18 protein-coding genes are annotated in these 25,349 nt (G+C 42.4%); 5 read left to right on the top strand and 13 right to left on the bottom strand.

Annotation, left to right across the window (positions count from 1 at the left end):
• The 4 genes from O9316_RS03935 to O9316_RS03920 form a co-directional block, all read left to right on the top strand.
• The coding region (locus tag O9316_RS03935) for a hypothetical protein (RefSeq protein ID WP_298347008.1) at positions 1-391 on the top strand (391 nt) is incomplete at its 5' end.
• Complete coding sequence (locus O9316_RS03930) at positions 382-1,407, top strand: T9SS type B sorting domain-containing protein (RefSeq protein ID WP_298347005.1); 1,026 nt, start codon at positions 382-384, stop codon at positions 1,405-1,407. The genes O9316_RS03935 and O9316_RS03930, both read left to right, overlap by 10 nt.
• 4 nt (positions 1,408-1,411) lie before the next feature.
• The gene (locus tag O9316_RS03925; protein ID WP_298205046.1) at positions 1,412-2,425 is read left to right on the top strand and encodes a type IX secretion system membrane protein PorP/SprF; all 1,014 of its coding nucleotides are present in this window, start codon (positions 1,412-1,414) and stop codon (positions 2,423-2,425) included.
• 43 nt (positions 2,426-2,468) lie between these two features.
• Positions 2,469-2,996: a gamma carbonic anhydrase family protein gene (locus tag O9316_RS03920; protein WP_298205045.1), complete on the top strand. Its 528-nt coding sequence runs from the start codon at positions 2,469-2,471 to the stop codon at positions 2,994-2,996.
• On the opposite strand, the gene O9316_RS03915 is transcribed toward O9316_RS03920, so the two are convergent.
• Genes O9316_RS03915 through O9316_RS03905 form a run of 3 tightly spaced genes read right to left on the bottom strand, consistent with a single transcriptional unit; the run spans position 2,993 to position 5,958 of the window.
• On the bottom strand, positions 2,993-3,910 hold the full coding sequence (locus O9316_RS03915; protein WP_298205044.1) for a geranylgeranylglycerol-phosphate geranylgeranyltransferase: 918 nt from the start codon (positions 3,908-3,910) through the stop codon (positions 2,993-2,995). The two genes, O9316_RS03920 and O9316_RS03915, sit on opposite strands and share 4 nt — an antisense overlap.
• 5 nt (positions 3,911-3,915) lie before the next feature.
• Positions 3,916-4,854, bottom strand: coding sequence for a mevalonate kinase (locus O9316_RS03910; protein ID WP_298205043.1), 939 nt, complete (start codon positions 4,852-4,854; stop codon positions 3,916-3,918).
• Between the two features lie 15 nt (positions 4,855-4,869).
• Entirely contained in the window at positions 4,870-5,958 is a 1,089-nt protein-coding gene (locus O9316_RS03905; RefSeq protein WP_298205042.1) for a diphosphomevalonate decarboxylase, read from the bottom strand.
• A 76-nt stretch (positions 5,959-6,034) separates the two neighbouring features.
• On the opposite strand from O9316_RS03905, the gene O9316_RS03900 reads away from it, so the two are divergent.
• Complete coding sequence (locus O9316_RS03900; RefSeq protein WP_298205041.1) at positions 6,035-6,508, top strand: TspO/MBR family protein; 474 nt, start codon at positions 6,035-6,037, stop codon at positions 6,506-6,508.
• Positions 6,509-6,560: 52 nt separating this feature from the next.
• On the opposite strand, the gene O9316_RS03895 is transcribed toward O9316_RS03900, so the two are convergent.
• From O9316_RS03895 to O9316_RS03850, 10 genes are all read right to left on the bottom strand, one after another.
• On the bottom strand, positions 6,561-10,631 hold the full coding sequence (locus O9316_RS03895) for a fibronectin type III domain-containing protein (RefSeq protein ID WP_298205040.1): 4,071 nt from the start codon (positions 10,629-10,631) through the stop codon (positions 6,561-6,563).
• A 180-nt stretch (positions 10,632-10,811) separates the two neighbouring features.
• Positions 10,812-13,592 carry a fibronectin type III domain-containing protein gene (locus O9316_RS03890; RefSeq protein ID WP_298205039.1) on the bottom strand — a complete coding sequence of 927 codons (2,781 nt, stop codon included), beginning with the start codon at positions 13,590-13,592 and terminating at the stop codon, positions 10,812-10,814.
• Positions 13,593-13,700: 108 nt separating this feature from the next.
• Positions 13,701-14,906: an NAD(P)/FAD-dependent oxidoreductase gene (locus O9316_RS03885; protein ID WP_298205038.1), complete on the bottom strand. Its 1,206-nt coding sequence runs from the start codon at positions 14,904-14,906 to the stop codon at positions 13,701-13,703.
• Entirely contained in the window at positions 14,903-15,562 is a 660-nt protein-coding gene (locus O9316_RS03880) for a glycerophosphodiester phosphodiesterase family protein (RefSeq protein ID WP_298205037.1), read from the bottom strand. The genes O9316_RS03885 and O9316_RS03880 overlap by 4 nt, the downstream gene beginning before the upstream one ends.
• Positions 15,562-16,425 (bottom strand): cupin-like domain-containing protein, encoded by an 864-nt coding sequence (locus tag O9316_RS03875; RefSeq protein WP_298205036.1) that lies wholly within the window; start codon positions 16,423-16,425, stop codon positions 15,562-15,564. The genes O9316_RS03880 and O9316_RS03875 overlap by 1 nt, the downstream gene beginning before the upstream one ends.
• A 108-nt stretch (positions 16,426-16,533) precedes the next feature.
• Positions 16,534-18,189: an alpha-amylase family glycosyl hydrolase gene (locus tag O9316_RS03870; RefSeq protein WP_298205035.1), complete on the bottom strand. Its 1,656-nt coding sequence runs from the start codon at positions 18,187-18,189 to the stop codon at positions 16,534-16,536.
• 2 nt (positions 18,190-18,191) lie between these two features.
• Positions 18,192-20,570, bottom strand: coding sequence for a TIM-barrel domain-containing protein (locus tag O9316_RS03865; RefSeq protein WP_298205034.1), 2,379 nt, complete (start codon positions 20,568-20,570; stop codon positions 18,192-18,194).
• An 83-nt stretch (positions 20,571-20,653) separates the two neighbouring features.
• Positions 20,654-22,480, bottom strand: coding sequence for a glycoside hydrolase family 13 protein (locus tag O9316_RS03860; protein WP_298205033.1), 1,827 nt, complete (start codon positions 22,478-22,480; stop codon positions 20,654-20,656).
• An 84-nt stretch (positions 22,481-22,564) separates the two neighbouring features.
• Positions 22,565-22,915, bottom strand: a complete 351-nt coding sequence (locus O9316_RS03855) for a GxxExxY protein (protein WP_298205032.1) — start codon at positions 22,913-22,915, stop codon at positions 22,565-22,567.
• Positions 22,916-23,025: 110 nt separating this feature from the next.
• Positions 23,026-25,326: a glycoside hydrolase family 65 protein gene (locus tag O9316_RS03850; protein ID WP_298205031.1), complete on the bottom strand. Its 2,301-nt coding sequence runs from the start codon at positions 25,324-25,326 to the stop codon at positions 23,026-23,028.
• Between the last annotated feature and the right edge of the window lie 23 nt (positions 25,327-25,349).

The raw sequence follows: 25,349 nt of genomic DNA, 5'->3' as shown, positions 1-25,349 counted from the left end.
CTTAACGGTACATCCTTTACCGACTTTGGTACAACCTGTGGCCGATTACCAAGAGTGTGATGATGATACCGACAACATCACCACCTTTAACTTAACGGCATGGGGTGAGGCCAACTTGCTCACAGGCAATACCCCTCCGCTTTCCAACTACAGTTTAAGTTTCTATAGCGATGCGGCCCTCACCCAGTTGATTGCCAATCCGAGCAGTTACTCAAACACGAGCAACCCCCAAACGATATACGTGGTATCGGTTAACAGCATCACAGGTTGTCGTTCGGTGGCCGGTAGCTTTACCATTTTGGTGAATCCAAAACCCTTGGCTACGTCACCTACGCCTACGAGACCTGTGATACGGACGGTACCAATGATGGGTTGTTCAGTGTGGATTTGACCCAATACCTTCCCACGATTCTCACGGGGCAACCCGATACGGACTTTACCGTTAGTTTCCACTTAACGCAAAGCGATGCGCAGAACGATGCCAATGCTATTGCCAATACAAGCGCGTATATGGCCAGCACGGGGACCTTGTGGATTCGGGTGGAGAACAACCTCACGGGCTGTGCGCGTTGGGTTCCCTTTGCGTTCTTAATTGAGCGTTTGCCTGAGCCGGTGATTGTCACCGACACCAATTCGAATGTGATTTGTGTGGACTTTATCTCGGGGCAAGTGGTACGCGACTTGACCTTGGAGGTGGATAATGACGTACCGGGAAGTTATACCTATGCATGGTATTTGAGTACCGATTTAGTGAATGCCATCAGTACGGATCCAACCTACACGGTGGACACGGCCGATCCGAATGGGGCTACGCGCACGTATGTGGTGGTGATGACCAGCACCAGTACGTTGAGCTGTAGTCAAGCTTCGGCGAGTTTTGATGTGATTCAGTCCGGGCAGGCGGTAGTTCCTACGGGGCAGATAGGCTATACGGTTTCTAATGCGTTCTCGGACTTACAGACCATCACGGTAACTGTGGACGGATATGGCACCTACCAATACAGTTTGGATGACGGACCGCGTCAGGATTCGCCGGTGTTTACCGATGTACCGATGGGAGAGCATACCATCACGGTGTGGGATACCGAGGGTGGTTTGGCCAACAGTTGTGACCCGCTGATTTTAACAGGGGTGTCCATTATTGACTATCCGCATTATTTCACGCCCAACGGCGATGGTATCAATGAAACGTGGAATATTGTAGGATTAAGTAGTCAAATAAACGCAAAAATTTATATATTTGACCGCCAAGGTAAACTCTTAAAGCAAATCAGTCCCACGGCAGCAGGATGGGATGGTACCTACAACGGTGCCTTGATGCCTGCCACCGACTACTGGTTCTTGGTAGAGTACTTTGAGGGGAATACTGCGAAAGAATTTAAAGCCCATTTCTCATTAAAACGATAATACAATGAAATTGAGACAATTGTTCCTTGTAATAGGACTATTAATTGCAAAATCTACTAGTGCTCAGGAAATTTTACCGGTGTATTCCGATTACCTCTCTGACAACTACTTTTTGTTGCACCCTTCTATGGCGGGGGCTGCAAATTGTGCTAAATTACGTATGACAGGACGCCAACAATGGTTTGGACAGGAAGATGCACCTGCACTTCAAACCTTAAGCTTTAATGGAAGTTTGTCTGATCGCGACGGTATGGGGATTATTTTAATCAATGACCGTAACGGGTACCATTCACAAAAAGGGTTTCGTCTAGCTTATGCGCATCATATTATGTTTTCGAGAGACAATGTTGATTTGAATCAGTTGTCATTCGGAATCAATGCGGGGTTTGCTCAAAGTTTGTTGGATGAGACCTCATTTTTAGAAAATAATCCCACGTATGATCCTATAATTGATGGGACTATTGTGCAAAAAGCTTCTTATTTCAATGTTGATATTGGAGCTTCCTACAATTTCTTAGATTTTTACGCCCATTTAACGGTTAAAAATGCAGTAGCGAGTAACCGTAGATTGTATACTGATCGTGAGCCAACCAATTTACGTCGATTAATCTTCAACATGGGGTACACCTTTGGCGATTCAGAGACGATTCAGTGGGAGCCTTCATTTATGTTGCAACACGTTTTTCAAACTAAAGAAACTACGTTAGATTTAAACATCAAAGCGTATAAAAATTTGGAATTTGGTAAATTATGGGGAGGGCTTTCCTACCGTAGGAGTTTGGATGGTGCTGAATACATTGAGGGTATCAACTCTAGTTTAGTGGTAAATGATCAGCAGTTGCAATACATTACTCCGATTGTGGGAGTAAATTATAAAAACTTCATGTTGTCTTACACCTACTCTCATTTATTGGGCAACATTCGCTTTGACAACGGTGGTTTTCACCAAATTACCTTGGGGGTTAATTTGTTCTGTAAACCTGAAAAATACCACTGTAACTGTCCAGCAGTTAACTAATTATTTTACAATAAATATCCCGATTCGTCGGGATTCTTTTTTTATGAAAATTATAAAAGCGGTTCGAGGGAAATATCCCGTAATTCCAGATGATTGTTTTATTGCAGCGAATGCAACAATCGTTGGAGAAGTTACTTTGGGCACTTCATGCAGTGTTTGGTTTAATGCAGTAATACGTGGAGATGTGCATTCGATAACTATCGGAAATAAAGTTAATATACAAGATGGTGCGGTCATTCATGCCACTTATCAAAAGCACAAAACAGTTATAGGAAGTAACGTTTCGATTGGACACAACGCGATTGTACACGGATGTACTATTGAAGATAATGTGCTGATAGGAATGGGTGCCATTGTCATGGATGGATGCGTTGTAAAGTCCAATTCGATTATTGCAGCAGGTTCGGTGCTCACTCAGAATTCCGTTGTCGAATCGGGTACAATTTATGCGGGAGTTCCTGCAAAAATGGTCAAAGCGCTGAATGCTTCCGAGTTTGCAGGAGAAATCGAACGAATATCCAATAATTACGTAATGTATTCGGGATGGTTTAACAATTCTGAAGACCTTTAGTTGGGCAACAGTACTCGGGCATTTTCAAGTACACGAGGGTTGATGAGTACAATGCTGAATACGCCCAATACAATCAAAAACTTTAATATTAGGTGTAAAATTAAATAGTCTTGTTTGCGTTGGGACATCGGTATGCGTAAAGCAAAGGCAATAAGAGCCAATGCAGCACCATAAAAGTAAAAGTCCATATATCCAACATCATAGACGTCAATTAGAAAGTATAACGGAATTACGGTAGATATTACGAGTCCCATAACAACTTGATGGGCAATTTTCTCGCCATATTTTACGGGTATCGTTTGATATCCATTGGCTAAGTCACCTTGAATGTTTTCCAAGTCTTTAATAATCTCTCGGATTAAAATGAGTATACCTAGAAATGAGGCATGAGCTACAATTTCGGGATAGAAATTTTTATAATAGAGTAAAATGGCAAAAAAGGGAAGAATGGCCAAGATAGCTGCTGTTAAATTTCCAATGATTACCATTCGTTTGAGCTTATGAGAATAGAACCAAATAAGAAAAATATAGGTCGAAAAGAAGAGTACCGCTCTAAAGGATACAAAAAAAGCAATGAGCGCCACAAAAAAGTTCAAACTAAAATAAACATTCAGCTTTGTTTTTTGACTCACCAAGCGGTCGAGCTTTGATTTTTGTGGTCGGTTGATTAAATCTTTATTACTGTCGTAAAAATTATTAATAATATAACCCGAAGCAATCGTTAGCGCTGAGGCCAAAATAATGACAAACAAATTCGCATCCAATAGGATATGCAAGGCACGTTTTTCAGGCGCAAAAATGTAAATAGCAGAAAGGTATTGGGCTAAAACTACTACAGGTATATTGTATCCGCGAACTACAGAAAACATACTGATGATTTTCATCATCGTAAGTTTAGTTTGTCGACGGACCATACATTCTAAAATTGATACACTACTTCAATTTTGTAATCTTTGAGGGACTGTTGTGCTTTTTCTAAATCTTGTGTAAAGCCCAAAATATAGCCGCCACCGCCCGAACCACAAAGTTTTAAGTAGTAATCATCCGTTTCTAAACCTTTGCGCCAAATACCATGAAATTCTTCTGGAATCATGGGCTTGAAATGGTCTAAAACAACATTAGATAGTTTCTTTGTATTGGTAAATAACGATTTGAAATCGCCGCCTAAAAAGTTCTCTACACAAGCATCCGTGTATTTAACAAACTGGTTTTTTAGCATTTTACGAAAACCTTGGTCTTTTAGACTTTCCATAAAAATGTTGACCATTGGAGCCGTTTCTCCTACAATTCCAGAATCTAAAAGGAAAACTGCTCCTTTCCCTTCTGTACTTTGCGATGGAATGCCTGTAGCTTCGATATGATCTTTGGAATTGATTAGTATAGGAATGCTTAAATAACTATTTAAAGGGTCTAATCCCGAACTTTTCCCATGGAAAAAAGATTCCATCTGGGAAAAAATTGTTTTGAGTTGCAACAACTTTTCTCGGGTAAGATTTTCTAAAACTGTTATTTTTTCTTTGGCGTATTTATCGTAAATCGCGGCTACTAATGCCCCACTACTACCTACTCCATAGCCTTGTGGAATGCTGGAATCAAAATACATCCCAGCAGCAATATCGGCATGTAAGGCTTCCATTTGAAATTGTACTAATTCTGGTTGATCTTGTTGCAATCGCGTAAGATAATCCGCAAACTTTTGAAGACTCGCATTCGACTGTTGGGCCTCTTGAGAGGGATTGTCCTCAATTTTTAAGGCACCATTGTAGAAATTGTAGGGAATCGATAAACCTTTGGAGTCTTTGATGATTCCATATTCACCGAACAATAAAATTTTAGAATAGAATAAGGGTCCTTTCATAGCTTTACAATTCAGTTACGGAGTTAAATTCTGAGCACCGTTTCCAATAGCGTCACAAATATACTGTTCCTTTTGACAATAGCCAACTAATTCGTTCTTAATAAATTGTAAAACAGTAGCTTTATCGTTTTCGGGATACAAAACATGCACATTAGCGCCTGCATCCAGCGTGAAACACACCGGAATTGAGGTGGTTTGACGAAATGTCCAAATGCGATTAATGATTTCCAAGGTATTGGGCTTCATTAAAATAAAGTAGGGCGTTGATGTCATCATCATGGCGTGCAATGTTAAGGCTTCACTTTCAGTTATACGAATGAAGGCCTCGAGGTCTCCTGTTTTTAGCGCTTCGACAAGAAGACTTAAATTTTGTGGGGCTTGTGCAAATCGTTCAGCAGCAAAAGGATGTCCGTGCATTAAATCGTGGCCGACAGTGCTTGATACCTGCTTTTCACCCTTGTCTACAAGCAATATGGTGTCTTGGTAATTTTGAAAAATAGGATGAACAGGATCTTCAATTGCAACACCATATTCAGGTGTACTTCCCATGATTTGTTCATGTTCGCCCCAAACGACTATCGCCCCTTTTAAACTTCGGCAAGCACTTCCTGAACCGAGTCGCGCCAAAAAAGAAGCTTTTTCCCAAAAATAATTGTCCTCCATTTCAGGTTGTAGTAACCGTTCCAAACTCATAATATTCACAGCTAAGGCAGCCATGCCAGATGCAGATGAAGCAATACCCGAGCTATGAGGAAACGTGTTTTGGGTGTCAATTGTAAAATGAAAATCGGTGATATAACTGCAATAGGGGAGAATTCGTTCAAAAAACTGCTGTATCTTAGGGTGAAACGACGGTTTGGGTTCTCCTTCAAATTGGAATTCGAAAGAGATAGTTCCCTTAGCTGCTTTTGGTTTAAAATCCAATTGAGTGATTGTTTTACACTGATTTAAAGTGAAACTTAGCGAAGGGTTGGCGGGTATTTGATTCTCTTTTTTGCCCCAGTATTTAACTAATGCGATATTGCTGGGTGCCGACCATCGAAAAGAACCGTTACTTAATTCAGGGATACTTCCCTTATAGGTAAAATCAGTGGTAATGTGCATGCGCTATTTTTTTTACAAAGATAAAAAGAAATTCAGGGGTACATTCGGCTTTAGTATCTTTGTAACAAAAAAGAATATGCAACGATTTTTACGCATTAGTGTAGCTGTGATGACCTGTTTGGTAGTGGGTTATCTTTCTGGAATGGCTACAAAACAAGGGATTGACGATTGGTATCCCACCTTAAACAAGCCTTTTTTTAATCCCCCCAATTGGATTTTTGCTCCAGTTTGGACCCTTTTATACGTAGGAATGGGCGTTGCTGCCGGTTTAGTTTGGACACAAATGGAGAAAAATGAAGCGCTGGTCAAACGTGCTCTTTTCTTTTTTACGGTACAATTAGCGTTAAATGCCCTTTGGTCGTTTTTGTTTTTTTCGTTGTGGAATCCCCTTCTGGCCCTGCTCGAAATTATCGTATTGGAGCTAATGATTTATGAAACGTATGTTCAATTTAAAAAAATTAACCGCTGGGCAGGATTTTTACTTATTCCTTACCTAGCTTGGGTTGGTTTTGCTACTCTCCTCAATGGGGCAATTTGGTGGTTAAATTGATAAAAAAAGCCGTTCGATGTAGAACGGCTTTTTTGTTTAAAAATTAATTACGTTACTTTTTGATCAGTTTTTGGGTAAAATGTTGCCCATTTACAGATTCAATTTCTACAAAATAAATACCTTGCTGTAAAGTAGAAATATCCATGCTATAATTTGCAGCATTAATTTGTCTAGTAGATAACATCGTTTTACCCAACGCATCATAGATACGTATAGTCTCTAGGGTTTCACCATTGGCATTTGCCTCAAAAGTTAGTGTATTCGAAGCGGGATTAGGATACATCACAAAGGCCACCCATTCCTGTTCGTTCACTCCAAGAGGAGCCGTAAATTTAGTCGTCCATGTGTTGGTTACAATGGCGGGATTGGAGTCAAAGTAAATCGAAGCAGTATTTGGTACGATGGTTCCCACTTGGAAGCCTGGATTCAATTTGATACGGAAGGTTACATAGCCTTGGCTCGCTTGCGGACTCACTATTTCAGGAACGAGTTGAATGTTGGTAAACAACCATTCCACATGCGTACCTTCGCGTGTCATGACATAATTATGACTTGAGCTAACCATTCGAATACTCTCTGCATCTAATAGTGCATCTAAATCATCTTCAATGCGAACATCAATCGCGTTGGCTGTACCCATGTTTTGGAAACGAATGGTGTAGAACAAATAGTCATCTGCAGAAAAGGCGCTGAAAGGAATTTTGTCCCCATGCGATTCCATTTTATCATTAGGATCCCATGAATTTACCACAATTTGCGATAAGCTAGCCGTATTGTTTCCAGCATTGATATCATTGCCAGAAACTACTGTAGCGGTCGCATTTAGTATATCATTCATATTGACTGTAGGGGTTGTAGGAACACTCATCGTAACCATAAATGCAATGGTTTGGTTGGGCGCAAGATTGGTGTATGCATACGTGAAACCATTGGCATTGGCCGTTGTTCCGGCAGGTGAAATAGTGGTTATGGTTACAGGCGTCGGTTTGTTATAGGTCAACGTCCCTGTTGCGGGAGCAATACCTAAATTTTTAATCAGTACGCGCTGCATATAGGAAAGTCCAGGTCGAGGAGGTGCACCTATTGGAGAAATACTAACTTCTACATCACTAAAGGGTTGTGTATTGGTGATAGGGAAGTAATAGACTTGTGTACCACCGCTAGTGGGTATGCTTACATCATTAACGGTAAAGCCGTTGCCCGAAAAATAAGGTAACGCTTCGGGTAAAATTTGATAACTTATATCATACGTGTTTGATGGATTGGCATCATAGATGGAATACATCCCTGTGGGGGCATAGACCAACATATCTGTTCCAGAGTTGTTTTGTTGAACTACAAAGTTTCCACTCGGGAAGTTCGGTTCGCCCTGATCTTGTACACCATTCGTATTGGTGTCGACAAAAGCAATGACTACAATTTTTGGAAGGTCAGGTGCACAACTTACATTGGCTACCCATCCCGCAGCATTCACAGAGGCATCACTCACAAAGCGGAAGGTCAAACAACCATCGGGACTGCTTGAAGTAAAAGGGCCAGGAATTGCCGTTCCCCAATAACCACCAGCTAAACCACCAGGGACATTGGCAGCGGCATTGGTGCTTGGAATCATAGGAGCTGCGGTTGAGCTTCCATTGAAGACATACAAGGCATCCCAATTCGCTTCAGTATTAAAAGCGGTAAATGTTACGGTTACAAGATCACCTGCATTAGTAGGACAAATCGTGTAAGTTTCATTGGAATTGTTTGCATAGCTGCCGTTTACTCCCCCGTTGTCCGTAAATGTACCGCCGCATTCGGGAGGGGCAATTAGGGTTGTACTATTCGGAGTAAAGTCACAAATACTTACATCATTGGCACCACAAACGGTACGAACGTAAATGCGGTAACAGGTGTTGGGAGTTAGTCCAGTAGCATTAAATGTTGGTGTTGAGACCAATATACCACCTGTAGTTGTGGCCGTCGGTGCAGCAGCAGTACACGGTAATACAAATACCTCCCACTGTGTATCAGTTGCCAAAGCAGGCGTCCAACTTACGGTCATAGCCGTTTGTGTTACATTGGAAACAACCGTATTGGTGGGTTTCAAACAAGTGGGTGCAGGACCACAAGTTACATTGGCTATCCACCCCGGTGCTGTTACAGAGGCATCACTTACGAAACGGAAGGTAAGGCAACCGTCGGGAGAAGAGGAGGAGAATGACGGTAGATTTGCACCAGTCAACGTGCCCCAGTAACCTCCCGCTAGGCCTCCCGGTACATTTCCTGCTCCATTGGTGCTGGGAATTTGGGGCGCGGTTACTGAATTTCCGTTGTAAACATACATTGCGTCAAAGTTGGCTTCCAACGAGAACGTAGTAAAGGTGACAGTAACGATTTCTCCGGGATTTGTGGGACAAATTGTTGTTGTCGTATTGGTGGAATTGGCATAATTTGCGTTGGGTCCCCCAGCGTCTACAAAAAGTCCCCCACAAGTCGCGGGAGCTTGAAGCGTTGTAACAGAGGCTGTTGAAACTGTCCAAGCACTTGTATCGCTTGGGCTACAAATGGCTCGCACAAATAGATTGTAACAGGTCCCTGGATTAAGTCCTGTCAGGGTAAACGGATTGCTCGTTGCTAAGGTTGCTGGGAAATTGGGAGTAGGCGCAGTAACTCCACAGGGCACGGCAACGACTTCCCATTGGGTAGCATTTTGAGCGGTATTGCCCCAATTTACTACCACGCTAGTTGAAGTGACATTTGAACCTACCACTGTGGTAGGAGCACTACAGGTGGAAGGAGCCGCACAAGTTACATTAGCCACCCAACCTGAACGATTGACCACATTATCACTCACAAATCGGAAAGTTAAACATCCGTCATTGGCACTCGAAGTAAAGGGGCCAGGGATGGTTGTGCCCCAAAAAGCTCCCGGTAATCCACCCGGAATACTATTTCCATTGTTTCCGCTGGAAATTTGTGGAGCCGATGTGCTATTTCCATTAAAAACATATAGACCATCCCAGCTCGTTTCAATATCAAAGCTTGTAAAGGCAACCGTAACGACTTGTCCAGGCGTTGTAGGGCAGATGACATAGGTGTTGTTGGAATTGTTGGCATAATTGGCATTTGCACCTCCATTATCTACAAACAGCTCGCCACAGTTGGGGGAAACTACCGGCGATTGCGTGGTTTGAAAATAGGTGCCTGCCGACCAAGCAGAAGTGCTATTGCTACATAACGAACGAATGAAGAAGTTGTATTGTGTGTTGGGCGTTAACCCTGATGCCAAAAAAGGACTCAAAGAAATCACTGTTCCAGTAGTATTGGCAGTTGGTAATCCAGCCGATTGGGGTAAAACTACCACTTCCCATTGTAAGGCAGTTCCTTGAGCTGTCCAAGCAAAAGCAGCTCCCGTTGATGTAATCGTGGAAACGCTAAAGTTGGTGGGTAATGCACAAGTTTGAGAAGCGCTTACAACAAATGTCATTGGAATTGACCAGTCGCTTAAATTTCCCATACACAATGTTCGAATAAAAACATTGTAAGTGCCCGGTTGTAACGTTGTCGTGTAAGCAGGTGATGTCACTAGGACTCCTTGAGAATTTGGAGTGGGAACCGATCCCGCGGGAAGAATCAAAACTTCCCATTGACCGGCAGTATTGTTTGGATCTATCCACGATAAAGCAACTTGTCCAGCAATACTAGTATTGGGGGTGATTAGTGTTGGGGGGAAACAATTGGGTTGCATACACTCTACTAATCCCATCCATCCCGAAGCCGTTCCAGTGCCGTCAGAAACAAATTGAAGGCTAAGTATTCCCGACGGGTCACTAGCCACAAATGTAAGTTGTTCATTGGTTACATCAGAAATTTCTCCCAAAATTGGATAATTGGGCGAAGGACCATCGTAAACAGTCAGTACATCTCCGGGTGCAATTGTAATCGAAGAAAGGGATAAAATAACCGTTTGGCCAGGCATTGAAGGCGCAACGGTAGTTATGTTGTTTTCATTCGATCCATAGTCGCTGTTGGGACCACCGGAATCATAAAAGGTTTCGCCGCAGGTGTAGGTATTTTGCGCGATTAATGCAATTGGGGCTACCAGTAAGGCGAAGAACGCCCATAGTAGTTGTTTTTTCATATTTGGTTAGGTTTTAACTAATCAAATATACATTGATTTTTAAATAATTAACTATAGTGAATGATTAAATTAACGGATTAAAAGAGAATTTTTAAAATTATACCTTAAAAAAATAAAAAAAATTGAAAAGTAAATAAGAGGATATATTATGGATTTAGCGGTATTAATTGGCATTCGTTCTTAATTTTTAATCAACTTTTGATAAAAAATAAGGCCGCCGTAGGTATTTATTTCGACAACATACATCCCTGTTTGCAGTGCCTCTATATCTATCGATGGGGCCGTTGGGTCAAAAGAATTTATTGCTCTAATTCGTTTGCCCGAAAAATCATATACAATAACTTTTTGAATTTCCAGCTCCTGCAACGGTTTTAGGTAAACTTTGGTTTGAGCAGGATTGGGATACAATAGAAAAGCATGAGAATCAAACGATTCCATAGTCAACGGAGCCACAAATTCAGTGATCCAAGTATTGGTAAGTACCGCTGGATTGGTGTCAAAATAAATTTCAGCCGTATTTGTAACTTGTGTTCCCGCTTGAAATCCGGGGTATAACTTTGCTTTAAATTGTAAACTTCCCTGACTTAAAGCCTCGCTAAAGGTTTTTGGGGGTAAATGAATTTGATCCAACTTCCAAACCAATTGATTTCCTGTGCGTTCCAATACATAAGGGTGCGTAGCATTGACCATTTGAATACTTTCAGGGATAATCCCGCTTTCTAATGTGTCTTCAACACGAATGTTAATGGCATTTGCCGTACCTTCATTTTGAAAACGCAAGGTATAATACAGATTGTCCGTATTACTGAAGGTTGTAAGGGGTATTTGTGGGCCGTGTTGCTCTGTTTTTACATTGGGATCCCATGAACCCACCACCAGTTCTGAAAGTGAAAAAACGTTGTTGGAAGGGTTATTGTCGTTTGTTGCAACAGTGCTTGCTGAAGCAGTCAAAATAGTATTGATGTTTACCACGGGGGGTGTCGGTATAGTAAGGACAACTTCAATCAAAATGGTTTGAAAAGGAGCAAGGGAATACGGATACGTAAATCCATTGGCTGTTGTCGTTGTTCCTTGAGGCGATACGCTAAACGAGGTGACTGGACTCGGTTTGGTATAGGTTAAGATTCCCGTGGTAGCTAGTGTGCTGTTGTTTTTTAAAACTATCCGATGCCGGTGCTGAAAACCAGGTATAGGGGATTTATAGGGGTAAATGGTAATTTCTACATCACTAAAGGGTTGCGTTGCAGTTACGGGAAAATGTACAAATTGGGTTGAGGTATTGATTGTCGTATCGTTTACCGCAAAACCATTTCCTGCAAAATAAGCTGCCGCATCCGCATCGATTTGATAGCTGATATCATACGTATTGTTTACGTTGGAATCAATCAAAGTATAAAAACCGCTGGACGTACTTACCATGGTATTTGTTCCCGAGTTGTTTTGTTGAATGATAAATTGGCCACGGTTAAAATAGGGCTCGCTCACCTCTTGAATCCCATTGGCATTCCTATCCCAGAATGCAATGGCAACGAGCTTCGGTTGTATTGGATTACAGGTCACCTGAGCTTCCCAACCATTGGAAGTGACCGAGTCATCCGTGATAAATTGAAACGTCAAACAACCATCGGGACTGGTTGAGGTAAACGGACCCGGGATCGTGGTTCCCCAATACCCCCCAGCCGGAACATTATTATAAAAACCTGGCCCATTATTGCTAGAGAGCATAGGGGCTTGCGTTGAATTTCCATTAAACACAAACAAGGCATCAAAGTTGACTTCTGTGGTAAATGAAGTAAAGGTCACGGTAACACTTTCGCTTGAGGAATCGGGACAAATGGTTGTAATGTCATTGGCATTATTACTGTAGCCGTTGCCAAATGCTCCGGGATAATCCGTGAATATGGCACCACAACTAAGGTCTGGAAAATGACTTGTAAAAGTTGTGCCAATAGCCCAAAGGGAATACCCCCCGGGCGGAAATGGACATAGACTACGAACGTATGGGGTGTAACAAGTATTTGGAGTTAAGTTTGTAAAGGTATAGGAGTTGGTGTTAACAAGAATTCCATTTGTACCGGCTGAGGGAGGTGCACTGGCGCACGGTACATAAAGTACTTCCCATTGGGTAATACCACTTGGCGGTGTCCATGTTACGGTCACTGAAGTGTCTGTGATTTGAGTAGCCGTTATAGCCGTATTGAGTTCATAACAATTAGGATCGGGAATGCAATCTACTTGGGCGTTCCATCCACTATCTTGCAACGAACCGTTACTTCGAAAGCGAAAGGTCAAACAGCCACTACCATTTGTAGCCAAAAATGGTCCGGGTAATGCAGTTCCCCAATAGCCCCCTGCTAAACCTCCTGGCACATTGCCCGCTCCGTTAGTGCTTGCGATTTGAGGCGAATTAATGTCAGGACCGTTGAAAACATAAAGGGCATCCTCTTGTGGCATAACATCAAAAGAACTAAATACTACACTCGCAAATTCCCCTGGAAAAGCGGGGCAAATGGTCCAAACACGATCTTCATTGGGAGGATAATTGTTGTTCAATCCGCCAGCGTCCGTAAATGTGGTGCCACAACTTGGGGGATTGGCTGGATTGAGTACCGTTAACGGTGTACTCCACGGACTCAACTCACCGTTGGAACAATGGCTACGAACGAATAATCTATACAAGGTACCCGGGATTAAGTTGTTTAGGGTATGTTGTGGGGTGGATACCAGCGTTCCGGTGCTATTTGCGGTAGGTAGCCCTGTATTGGAAATGATAAAAAAGACTTCCCATTGTGTGACAGCAGTATTGCTATCATTCCATGAAAAAGTTACTGAATTTGAATTTTGATTGACAAGCGTCAATTGTGTCGGAGCAGCACAAGGTGCTATGACTGTCTTCGCGTTTGCGGTAAGTATTGACAGAAAAAAAATGCAAAATAAAACGCGGCAGACTCTTTTTTTCATAGCTAAGAGGTTTATTGTTAGGCTTAAAAATAAAAATAGTATTCCAATAAACGCCCTTAAAACTAGAAAAGAGTGTGTTTTGTCGAGAATTAAAGCCTATCTATACGTTTACAAATTGTTGGCAATGATAAATCCGCCCGTCCATGCATTTTGAAAATTAAATCCTCCCGTAATGGCGTCGATGTTTACTACTTCACCGGCAAAGTAAAGGTGGGGTAACAATTTACTTTCCATCGTTTTGAAATTCACTTCCTTTAAATCAATACCTCCTGCCGTTACAAATTCTTCTTTAAATGTACTTTTTCCATTGACTTGAAATTGACCGTATGTGAGTTGTTCAGCCAATTGGTGTAGTTGCTTGTTGGTTACATCGGCCCATTTTTGTTCATCTTCAATTCCAGCGGCTTTCACCAAATTGTCCCAAAGTCGGTTGGGTAAGGCCACAGGAGCTCTTCGGGCTACATTTTTTTTGGATTGCTCCTTTCGAATCGTTTTTAGCAAAGCCATACACGATTCCCGATCTTCCTCAGGTAGCCAATTGATAATCACTGTAAATTGGTATTTTTTTTCAGCTAAAATGCGTGCCCCCCAGGCTGATAACCGTAAAATTCCTGGGCCACTCATTCCCCAATGGGTGATCAATAATGGCCCCGAGGCTTCGAGTTTTGTGCCTGCTACCGATACCGTAGCCGGTGTCGATAACCCCATAAGGTCTTTGATGCGACTATCTTTGATGTTAAAGGTAAAAAGCGAGGGTACCGCGTCAACGATAGTATGTCCTAATTGCGCTAAAAGTTCCCAAATTTTGGGGTTGCTGCCTGTTGTTATCACCACTTTTTCAGCGGAATACTGTTCCGTTTGGGTTTCTATTTTCCAATAATTTTCTCCCTGAAATAACGATTGAACACTTTGTTGGGTGAGCACTTGTATGCCCAATTGCTGGGTGGCTTTTAGAAAACAATTGATGATGGTTTCCGATGAATCAGAGGTGGGAAACATACGGCCGTCGTCTTCAATTTTTAAGTCAACACCATGTTTCTCAAACCAAGCTATCGTATCGCCGGAACAAAATTGATTAAAAGGACCCAATAATTCTTTTTCACCACGAGGATAATTTTTCACCAAATCGGCAGGCACAAAGCAAGCATGGGTAACATTGCAACGACCGCCACCAGAGATACGAACTTTGGACAATACCTCCTTGCCGCGTTCTAAAATCGCCACTTTTAAATGCGGATGTTTTTCAACCAAATTGATGGCTGTAAAAAATCCAGCAGCGCCGCCACCCACCAAGATTACATCAAAATGTTTCATAAACGATCGGGAAAATCGGAAATAATGCCCTCTACGCCCCAGGTTTTTAACGTTTTTATTTTTTCTGACTCGTTTACCGTCCAAGGAAAAACTTTAATACCGTGGTTTTGTATCGATTTGACTGCCTCAAAAGTAAGTAAATTATGGTCGGGATGTAGACTGAATGCCCCCAACTTTTGCGCAAAATGTAGGGCTTCCTCCAAATTTTCTTCGGTCAAAACACCCAATCGGTAGGTAGGGTGCTTGACGCTAATTTCATCCAATATATGCCAGTCAAAGGACGAGATGATAAAGTCGGAATTTGTTGCTGTATTGGCGTTAATTCGATGTTGAAGAAGTTTAAGCACAGGGGCAGTTGCAGCATTTTCTTTGATTTCAATATTAAGTAAACAACGGTTGGCCACAAGATTGCAAACCGCTTCGAGTGTGGGAATGCCCCATTGTTGCAAAACAGTGCTGTTGTAGTCTTTTACCCAACCCGATACAGGGGTCGTTCGATCTAGGGTAGCATCGTGAATCACCACAGCCTGTTGGTCTAGACTCACATGTACATCGAGTTCGATACCCTCTACTCCAAGGGCCAACGCTTTTTCAAAGGAAGGTAGGGTGTTTTCTGGAGCATACCCACATGCCCCCCGATGTCCTATACGCCACATTAACGAACGAGGGCATTGGTGCGACGGAAAGCTTCTTCGTCTTTGTAATCCAACCAAGCTTGTCCTTTTCGTTTACGCATCCAGTTGTCGAAATTTCGACGAAGAAAAACATTGGTAAACGCTTCCGCAAGATTGCCGGGTTTGTGCGCCAAAGAGCGAAGACTTAAAGAGAATCCGGGCGTTAGGTATTTCATGTAGTGCCACCAACCCTCGGGCATATACAACATTTCCCCGTGTTTGAGTTGAGTGATATAGGGTTTTACTTTTTGTAAGGCAGGGAATCTTTCAAAATCGGGCTGATCAAAATCAATGTCTTCGTTGCAAATCCAGGAATAGGGGAGTCGGTACATGTATTTGGATTCCCGCGGATCGACCAGCACACATTGTTTTTCACCATTAAAATGAAAATGAAAAATATTGGCTAAGTCAATATCATAGTGCATGAATACTTTGGAATCTTCGCCCCCAAAAAACACTAAAGGAAAGCCTTTGAATAGCCGAACACCGAAGTCAGGCCATTTAATATCGCTCTTTAATTGGGGGGCGTCTTTAAATAAATTATACAAAAATATACGTAAATCAGTGGGACCTTTTTCCATGATGTCCAAGTATTCATTCATGGTCATCGTAAAATCGGGCTCGTTGACTTTTTTGGTATAATCGGTTTTTCGGCTGTCATATAAAGGAACGGTCGTATGTCCCGCTTCTTGACGGATGTAGGCTAAATTCCATTTTGAAAAGGCAGGCCAGTCCTCTATTTGGTTGGTGATGACAACGGGTTTTTGTTTGGCGTAGTAATTTTTTAAAAACTCCTCTTTGGTTAATTTCTCAACCCGTTCTATTTCAATATATTCAAATCCCATAGGCGTTCGGATTATAATACAGCACAAAGTTATCGAAATGTTAAATCGAAACTCTTAACGAAATGTGAATTTTACCCATAAAAAAACCGACTCAAAAGTCGGCTTTCCCTATAGCTTCTCTAAAAGGAGTATCATATAATCGGTGGTCAATGTGATTTTTCCATCGGTTACGGTCGCTATTTTTCCAGAATAGGCATCGCGCAAGCGGGTTCCATTGGCAAATAATTGTCCCACAGGAATCGTTTTGGTGCCCGTATTCAGTTGTAAGCCCACTACCACACGGTCTTCAAACGAATCTTTTTGAAAACTACGACTGAACACATAAGGCGTAGCTGAAATTTGTTGGTGAACGCCAGCACCAATGGCGGGATGGGCTCGTCGGAAGCAGCCGAGTTTTTGCCAATGCTCTAATACTGCTTGACGGTACACATCGGTTGTCATTTCTTTCCAATTCATAAACGATCGTAAGGTAGCGTCGCCTTGAGTGCCCGGAATGTCGAGCGGACGGACACTTTCATCACCATAATACACCTGAGCAATACCTGGCGCTAGAAGTAATTTTGTTCCACTTTCAAAAGGACGAACTCGTTTTTTATCAAACGGCCAACTGTCATCGTGTGAAGAAACGTAGTTCATCACGGTGTATCCTTTTAAATCATTTTGTAAAAGGGTATTATACTTGGAAAAGAGCGATTCAAAATCCATATTGGCTTCGTTGTGAAAATCAAAGTTGATTAAACCGTCAAAGCCATTTTCAAAGTAATTTACTTTTCTATCGCCATAGTCGTAATACTGCTTGCCTCCGATGTAATAGCCATAGACTTCTCCTACCATAAAAAAGGGATTGTTGTCTAAGACTTTTTTGGGATTGTTTTTCTTGTAGGTAGCAAAGGCTTGGTCGCATACTTTTTTAAAATCAGCCCAAACATCCTCGGTCGTGTGCTTGGCCGTATCTACGCGGTAGCCGTCGATACCAAAATCAGTAATGTAATCCGCGAGCCATTTCATGATGTAATACCGCGGCGCACGAGGATACCCCGTTTGCTTGAAAAAAGCATCCAACTCGTTCATTTCTTGTTCATAACGCCCTTCTTTTTTCCATTTTTCAACCAAAAAAGGAGGCAATTCGACAGTGGCTTTGCTTTCCGTTTTTACATCGGGAAGGTTTTCAACCAACGTACAGTTGATATTGGAATCGTAGGAGTTGTATTGGCATTTCGGACTTGTACGTACCCAATCCGATGGGTAAACGGTATCTTCAGCGGTGACCGGTCCTGTATGATTAATAACGGCATCCAAAATGATTCGAATACCACGGGCATGGGCTTTGGTTACCAATTCGGCCAATTCTTTTCGGGTGCCAAAATTGGGATCAAGTGCCGTCCAATCCCGTGTCCAATACCCATGAAAACCATACGAGAAACCAGTGCCCTCATCGACACCATCATGGATTTGTTCCACAATAGGCGTCATCCAAATGGCGTTGATGCCAAGTTTGTCAAAATACCCTTCGTCAATTTTTTGAATTACACCCCGTAAATCGCCACCTTCAAATCCTCGTAATTTACCCGTTGGTTTTGTGCGGTTGTATTGCTTGTCGTTGGTACGATCGCCATTGTTAAAACGGTCGGTCAGCAGAAAATAAACATTGGCACTTTCCCAATAAAAGGGCGTTTTTGGTGTGGCGGGTTTGGTTCGGTTTTGGGCCGAAGTTAAAGCGTTAGCCCCCACCAAAAGGGCAAGAGTGAAAAGGATTTTTTTCATAATTAGCGTACAATCGTTATACTCGTTTTACTTTGATTATGTTGGTACAAGAACGTGAGTTTTTTGGTTTTTGCATCCCATTGAAAAGGAATGTTTACCGCATTTTGAGTTACTTTTTTGGGTTTGATGGCTACGTTATACATCGTAATGCTTCCCTTTTTTTCAGAAACGTGCGGGGTAGAATTTGGTTCGTTTTGCGAAAAGGTAAGCGTAATTTTTTTGTCGTCTGTATTCAAATTGGCGCGAAGCAATTCATGATTTTGGGATAGGTTGTTTGCGTTAGGCGTCATGCCATCGTCAAAATACAACGTGCGTTCAGACATACCTTTTCCGTCAATATAAGCGATAAAGTTAAGTGCGTTGTTGTGGTATAAAGTCGTGTTTTGCACCACTTCGGTCATAGGGACTAAAGTGTTTGCGCGAACGAAAGTTGGAATGTGCTCTTCGGTAACTTTTACCGTTGCTATTTTACCGCCAGTAAACTTTTTATGCGTGTAAAAATCATACCAATTGGCTGTTTTAGGGAAATAGACTTCGGTTTGGGTTATGCCGGGCTGTACAATGGGTTTGATCAAAAAATCTTTTCCCCACAAATAGGTGTCCGCCACGGTTTGCAGCGATTCATTTTGGGGTTCCTCGAAAAATAACGGACGCATTAAGGGCATCCCCGTAGTACTGTTTTCATAGGCTAAGGTGTAATTATAGGGTAATAACTGATAGCGTAGTTCAACTGCTTTTTTGGCTTTGGCTTTCGTCACAATATCTTTACGTGCCACTTCTGAAGCCACCTCGTCTTGGGCATGAGGGCGGAAAATTGGATTGAACACACCGTATTGCAACCAACGTAAATACAGTTCATTGTCAAAATAATCGCCGGCAAATCCCCCAAGGTCGCTATGCATATAGCCTAATCCTTGCATGCCCATTTGTAGGGCAATTTCCATCTGACTCTGTAAGCCGCCCCACGTGCGATTAACATCACCACTCCAAGGAATCATTCCGAAGCGTTGCGATCCTGAATACCCTGCTCGCATTAAAATAAAAGGACGTTGTTTTGGGAAATCGTTTTGGTACCCTTCTGCAATGAGTTTGGCCCAATTGTGCCCATAGATGTTGTGCACTTCATCGGCTTTTCCTGCTGCGGTCATCACTCCAGAGGGGAATACTTCGGGTTCGCCCAAATCGCCCCAAATACCGCCCATGCCTTGGTTGATCAGCCGTTTGTACACAGCCCAGAACCATTTTTTACCTTCGGGTTTAAAGACATCGACAATCCCCGTGTTGCCAAAGTAAAAGTCCCAAACCGCTGGAGTTCCATTGCTACGGGTAGCCAATACTTTAGTATCGACGGCTTCTTGCCATTTTTGAGAGGTAGTTAAAATGAAGGGTTCGGTGATAAGTACCGTTTTTACTCCTTTGGCATTTAAGTCGGACATCATTTTCTCGGGTTCGGGAAAGGTATCTTTGTCCCAATCCAAATTGCCCATGGTACTTTTGATGGTTTTGCCAAACCAATACAAATCGAGGATAATGGCATCTACGGGAATTTTATCGGTTTCAAACTTTTGAATGGTTTTTTCTACTTCTTCCTGGGAGCGGTAACCGAAGCGTGAGGCAAAATTACCAAAAACCCAACGGGGTGGTAAAGGTTGTCGGCCTGTGAGTGCAGTGTAATTTTGAATCAATTCTGGCCAAGTCGCCCCTACAATTACTTGATAGGTTTTACGGCCTGAAATCGTTTCATACTGTAGGCTATTGTTTTTTTGGCTATCCAAATCCAAATGTCCGATAGCAGGATTGTCAAAATGAACTAGGTATTGTTTGGAGGAAAGTACCACAGGGATACAGAAATTCATCAATTCGGCTCGCGTTTCATACCCATAATGCGCACGATTGTAGAGTGCCAATCGATTACCGCGGCGGTTCATACCCAGCGCACGGGCACCCCCTCCATAGAGTTTTTCGTCAGGCGTTAGGTTGAAATCCAAGACTTCGGTTGAATCGTTCTTTACATAGCCCAAACGTTCCGAGAGAATCCGTTCGTGGGTTGGGGTAAAGTATTGAATTTGAAACGGTTGTTTGGTAATCACTACGTTGATGCGCGGGGTGGTGAGGTTGAGTTCATTGCCCGAATCGGTAGCGGTATATTTTGGGTTGTGTGACGACAATAGGGTTGCATGCGAGGTCGCATTGAAAGTTTCTCCGTTGGGGATAAACGAGGTTTCAATGATTTGGTCGCTGAGTACTTTGATTTGATAACGGCCGTCGGTTACTTCGATGGCAAGGCCGTCGGTTGTCGATTTAAAGTCTTTGAATTTTCGGTTCGGATTTTGAGCCCAAGTCAGACTTACGGTCAAAAAGAAAAAAAGTGTCTTTTTCATACGTTAGTTTTTAGCCCCGATAGTAGCGGCATCCTCCCGACGAGAGGAGGGAGATACAGCGGATAGCGGGAAATAGCTCCTCATTACTCTAATTCCAAAATGATTCCTGATTTCGGTTCAAGCTCAATCGGTTTTAGGATATCGAACGATTTTTGGGTTAGAATATCTTTACCTTGGGTAAATTTAGCTAGGTTTTCGGCAAAACGCTCCGGACTTACCGTTTGTTTTTCATTGCTGTTGTTGATAAGGACCATCACACTTTCTTGATCATTGTGACGAAAATACACGTAGACATTATTTTCGGGAACATAGTGCGTGGTTTTTCCGGTATGGATGACTTTCTTGGTTTTTCGCCAATTGAACAATTGAGAGGTAATGGCAAAATACTTCTGTTGTTCGGGGGTGCGCCCCGCTTGGGTAAATGCGTTTTGCGTGTCGCTGGGCCAGCCGCCAGGGAAATCTCTACGGATATCGCCATCGCCTTTGTTTTTATCGCCGGTCATCCCGATTTCGGAGCCATAATAGAGCTGTGGTATCCCGCGCATAGTAGCAAGAAGCATTAGGGTAAGTTTGTATTTGTCAAATTCGGGATAGAATTGGTTGAGTCGTTGGGTGTCGTGATTTTCAGCAAAAATGAGCAGATTGTTGATGTTGGGGTACAAAAAGTCGCTGGCAAGACTGTTGTACACCCGAACGATTCCTTTTTGCCAATCGCTTTTGTCTTCGTGGAGCACTCCTTCGTTGAGAATGCTTTGGAGCATGAAGTCCATTACAGACGGCAAGTAGGAATTGTAACTTTGAATCGCGGCCACTTTGCTGTCTTTTTGCCAGTAAGCGATTTGTGCGGTGCTGTACAACCAAGCTTCTCCAACAATGTTAAAATGGGGGTATTCGTCCATTATCGCTTTGGTCCATGTGGCGATGGCATTTTTGTCGGAGTAGGGGTATGTATCTACGCGAAAACCGTCAAGATCGGCATATTCAATCCACCACAAGGCATTTTGAATCAAGTAATTCAGCACCAAGGGATTGGACTGATTCAGGTCGGGCATCGATTTGACAAACCAACCGTCCATACAGATTTTGGCATCCAAGTCGGACGCATTGGGATCAAATTGCGTGGTCATGCGGTAAGACGTTTGTTTATACCCAGGAAATTGGTGGATCCAATCGTAGGTGGGTAAATCGTCCATCATCCAGTGCTTGTAGCCCCAGTGGTTGGTGACATAATCTTTGATGAGTTTCATGTTGCGTTTGTGCAATTCGTTGCTTAAACGAACATAATCATCATTGGTACCAAAGCGTTCGTCGATTTTGTATACATCCGATTGACCGTAGGTGTGATAGGACCCTTTTTCGTCGTTGTCTTCACATAGGGGTGTTGGCCAAATGGCGGTAGCGCCGAGTTCTTTGATATAATCCAAATGTTGGATGATTCCTTCAATATCGCCCCCATGACGACCGTCTTTATTCGCGCGATCGGCTTTTTCGATGAGGTTGGGCGAGGAGTCGTTATTGGGATTTCCGTTGGCAAAACGATCCGACATGATGAGGTAAATCATATCGGAGCTGTCAAATCCTTTGCGCAGTGCGGAATCTTTTTTACGTGCTTTGAGGGTATAGTTTTGGGTAAATGATTTTTTACCGTTTTTGAAAGTAAATACGAACGACCCCGGTGCTACATTTTTGGTGTCAACGGTTACAAAAAGGTAATTGGGATTTTCGGTTTTTTGTACGTTTTTGATGATGAGGTTGGCAGCACTCACTTCATTTTGCGCGATATTTTTACTGTAGAACATGATTTGCACTTCGGAACGGTTCATGTCACTGTACCAGAACGGGGGTTCGATACGTGTGATTTGCGCGAGGCTTGAAAAAGAGAGGAACAAGAAAAAAATAAGTTTTTTCATATTTAAACATTAAGAGTTTTAGAAGTGGTTAAGATTCATTAAGCGCATAAAAATGTTCATTAACGAATGGTTTGGTTGACTTTGTTATATTTTGAGTAAAAAATTAATTAATAAACCTTGGGGTTTCTTCATTAATCTCATGTAAGTTAACAGTTGCGCTTCATGAATTGGCAAAATACTTTCAACACTTTTAACTTCAACACTAACGGTGTCGTTAACAAGTAGGTCCAATCTTAGTTCACTATTTATAATGCAATTTCTGTATTCAATTTGAAACGTTTTTTGAGTCTCTACTTGAAATCCTTTAAAGCATAACTCTTCTTTGAGGCACTTTTCATAAACACTTTCCAGTAAACCTGGGCCTACTACTTTGTGGACAGTAATTGCACAGCCCACAATTGCATAACTTAGCTGAGTAACCTCTTTTTTTGTCATTTTTTGGCGTTTAAATGGAGTGAATGGAATGTATGTAAAAAGAAGTTAAGGTAATTATTTACAGTATAAATCCCTTAACTTCTTAATTGTCTTAATGTTTCATAAAAAAGTTATACGGTTACTAACCCATTGGGTTCCACGAGAACTTCTTTTCCAAAGACGTACACGCGAATGGGTTCGTTGCCTTCTAGTGCAAATTGGGTTTCGTTTTGACCGATGCTCACTTTCAAAATTTGATTTCTGAAATTGATTTTGAACGAATACGCTTCCCATTGTGCAGGGATGCGGGGTTCAAAATGTAGCGCATTATCACGCACACGCATTCCGCCGAATCCTTCCACGATGCTCATCCAAGTTCCTGCCATAGAGGTGATGTGAAGGCCTTCTTCTACTTCTTTGTTATAATCGTCTAAGTCCAAACGCGACGTGCGCAAGTAGAAGGTGTAGGCTTGTTCCATACGACCCAAAACAGCGGCTTGAATCGAGTGCACACAGGGAGAGAGCGAACTTTCATGAACGGTAAACGGTTCGTAGAAGTCAAAATGTTTTGCCAATTCTTCTTTGGTAAAATGATCTTCAAAGAAATAAAATCCTTGTAGTGTATCTGCCTGTTTGATGTAGGGCGAACGTAAAATGCGATCCCATGACCATTTTTGGTTGATGGGGCGCTGACTTTTATCAAGGTCGGCTACGGTGATGAGTTCTTTGTCCAAGAAGCCGTCTTGTTGTAAAAAGACACCGTGTTCTTCAGAATAGGGGAAGTACATGTTGTCGGCCACTTTTTGCATGGCGGCTCTTTCGTCATCGCCTAATTGTACTTTGGCCATGATGCGACTGTAATCCGCAGGATATTCTGCTTTAACTCGGTCGGTTTGTTCCAACGCATAGTCGATACACCATTTGGCAATGTAGTTGGTATACCAGTTGTTGTTGACGTTATTTTCGTATTCATTCGGCCCCGTGACGCCCAAAATCACGTATTGATTACGGTAGGTTGAGAAGGTCGAACGTTGGTGCCAGAAACGCGCAATGCCGAGTAACACTTCCAATCCTTTTTCGGGAATATAGCTGTAGTCACCGGTAAAACGGTAGTAGTTGAAAATAGCAAAAGCGATGGCGCCGTTGCGGTGAATTTCTTCGAAAGTAATTTCCCATTCGTTGTGGCATTCTTCGCCATTCATGGTTACCATCGGGTAGAGGGCGGCTCCATTTTTGAAACCTAATTTCCCCGCGTTCTCAATGGCGCGGTCGAGTTGGTTGTAGCGGTAGGCTAATAAGTTACGAGCAACCTGTTGATCTTTGGTTGCCATGTAAAAAGGAATACAATAGGCTTCGGTATCCCAATAGGTCGAACCTCCGTATTTTTCACCGGTAAATCCTTTGGGTCCTATGTTTAAGCGCGAATCTTTCCCGAGGTAGGTTTGATTCAATTGGAAAATGTTGAAACGAATACCTTGTTGGGCTTTTACGTCGCCTTCGATGGTGATATCGCTCATTTCCCAGATGCGTGCCCATGCTTCCTTTTGAAGCGATTCGTAGGCTTCAAATCCGTGTACTAAAGCTTGATCGATTACATTTTTGGCAGCTACTTGAGTATTGTCGTGATTCATAGAAACCGTGTACCCTCCAATTTTTTGGATGGAAGTGGTTTTCCCTTGAGGACAAAAAACCGCATAAGAGAACGCTACGTTATCCTTGGATTCAGTAATCGATGGCGTTAGGTTTTGCACTTGGTGATCGACCAAAATAGTATTGTGCATAAAGGTAGTGGCAGTAAAATGCGTTTTAAACGTACGCGCTGTTACAAAACCACTGTTATTGTTATGGCGAACCTCTAAAGGTTCCCAGAATTTTTCTTCCCAGTTGGCATCTTCATTGTGAACGCCCGCATCCAAATAGGGTTTAAATACGATAGCAGCGTCTTTATTTAGGGGTTTGATTTGGTAGTTGATGAATCCGGCTTCGTCCAGATCCAAAGAAAGAAAACGACGTACTTCAACAGCGATTTCCGTTCCATTTCGAAGAACCGCTTGAAAAGTACGGGTATAAATCCCTTCCTTCATGTTGAGTTCACGACGGAAATGGGAAACGGATTGGCATGTGGCTAAATCCAAATTTTCACCATTGACTTCAATGTTAATTCCGATCCAATTGGGTGCGTTTAGGACTTTAGCAAAATACTCGGGGTAGCCGTTTTTCCACCAGCCCACTTTGGTTTTATCGGGATAATAGACTCCGGCTATATAACTTCCTTGAAATGTTTTTCCAGAATAGTACTCTTCAAAATTAGCCCGTTGGCCCATAGCACCATTCCCGATGCTAAACAAACTTTCCGATGATTTTACGCGTTCGGCATCAAATCCTTCTTCAATAATACACCAGTTGTCTGGTTTGATATAATCCTGATTCATTGTATTGGTTTTTAATTAAGGTT

Source organism: Flavobacterium sp., from assembly GCF_027533505.1.
GTDB lineage: Bacteria > Bacteroidota > Bacteroidia > Flavobacteriales > Flavobacteriaceae > Flavobacterium.
This window is presented reverse-complemented; position numbering and strand designations above follow the sequence as displayed.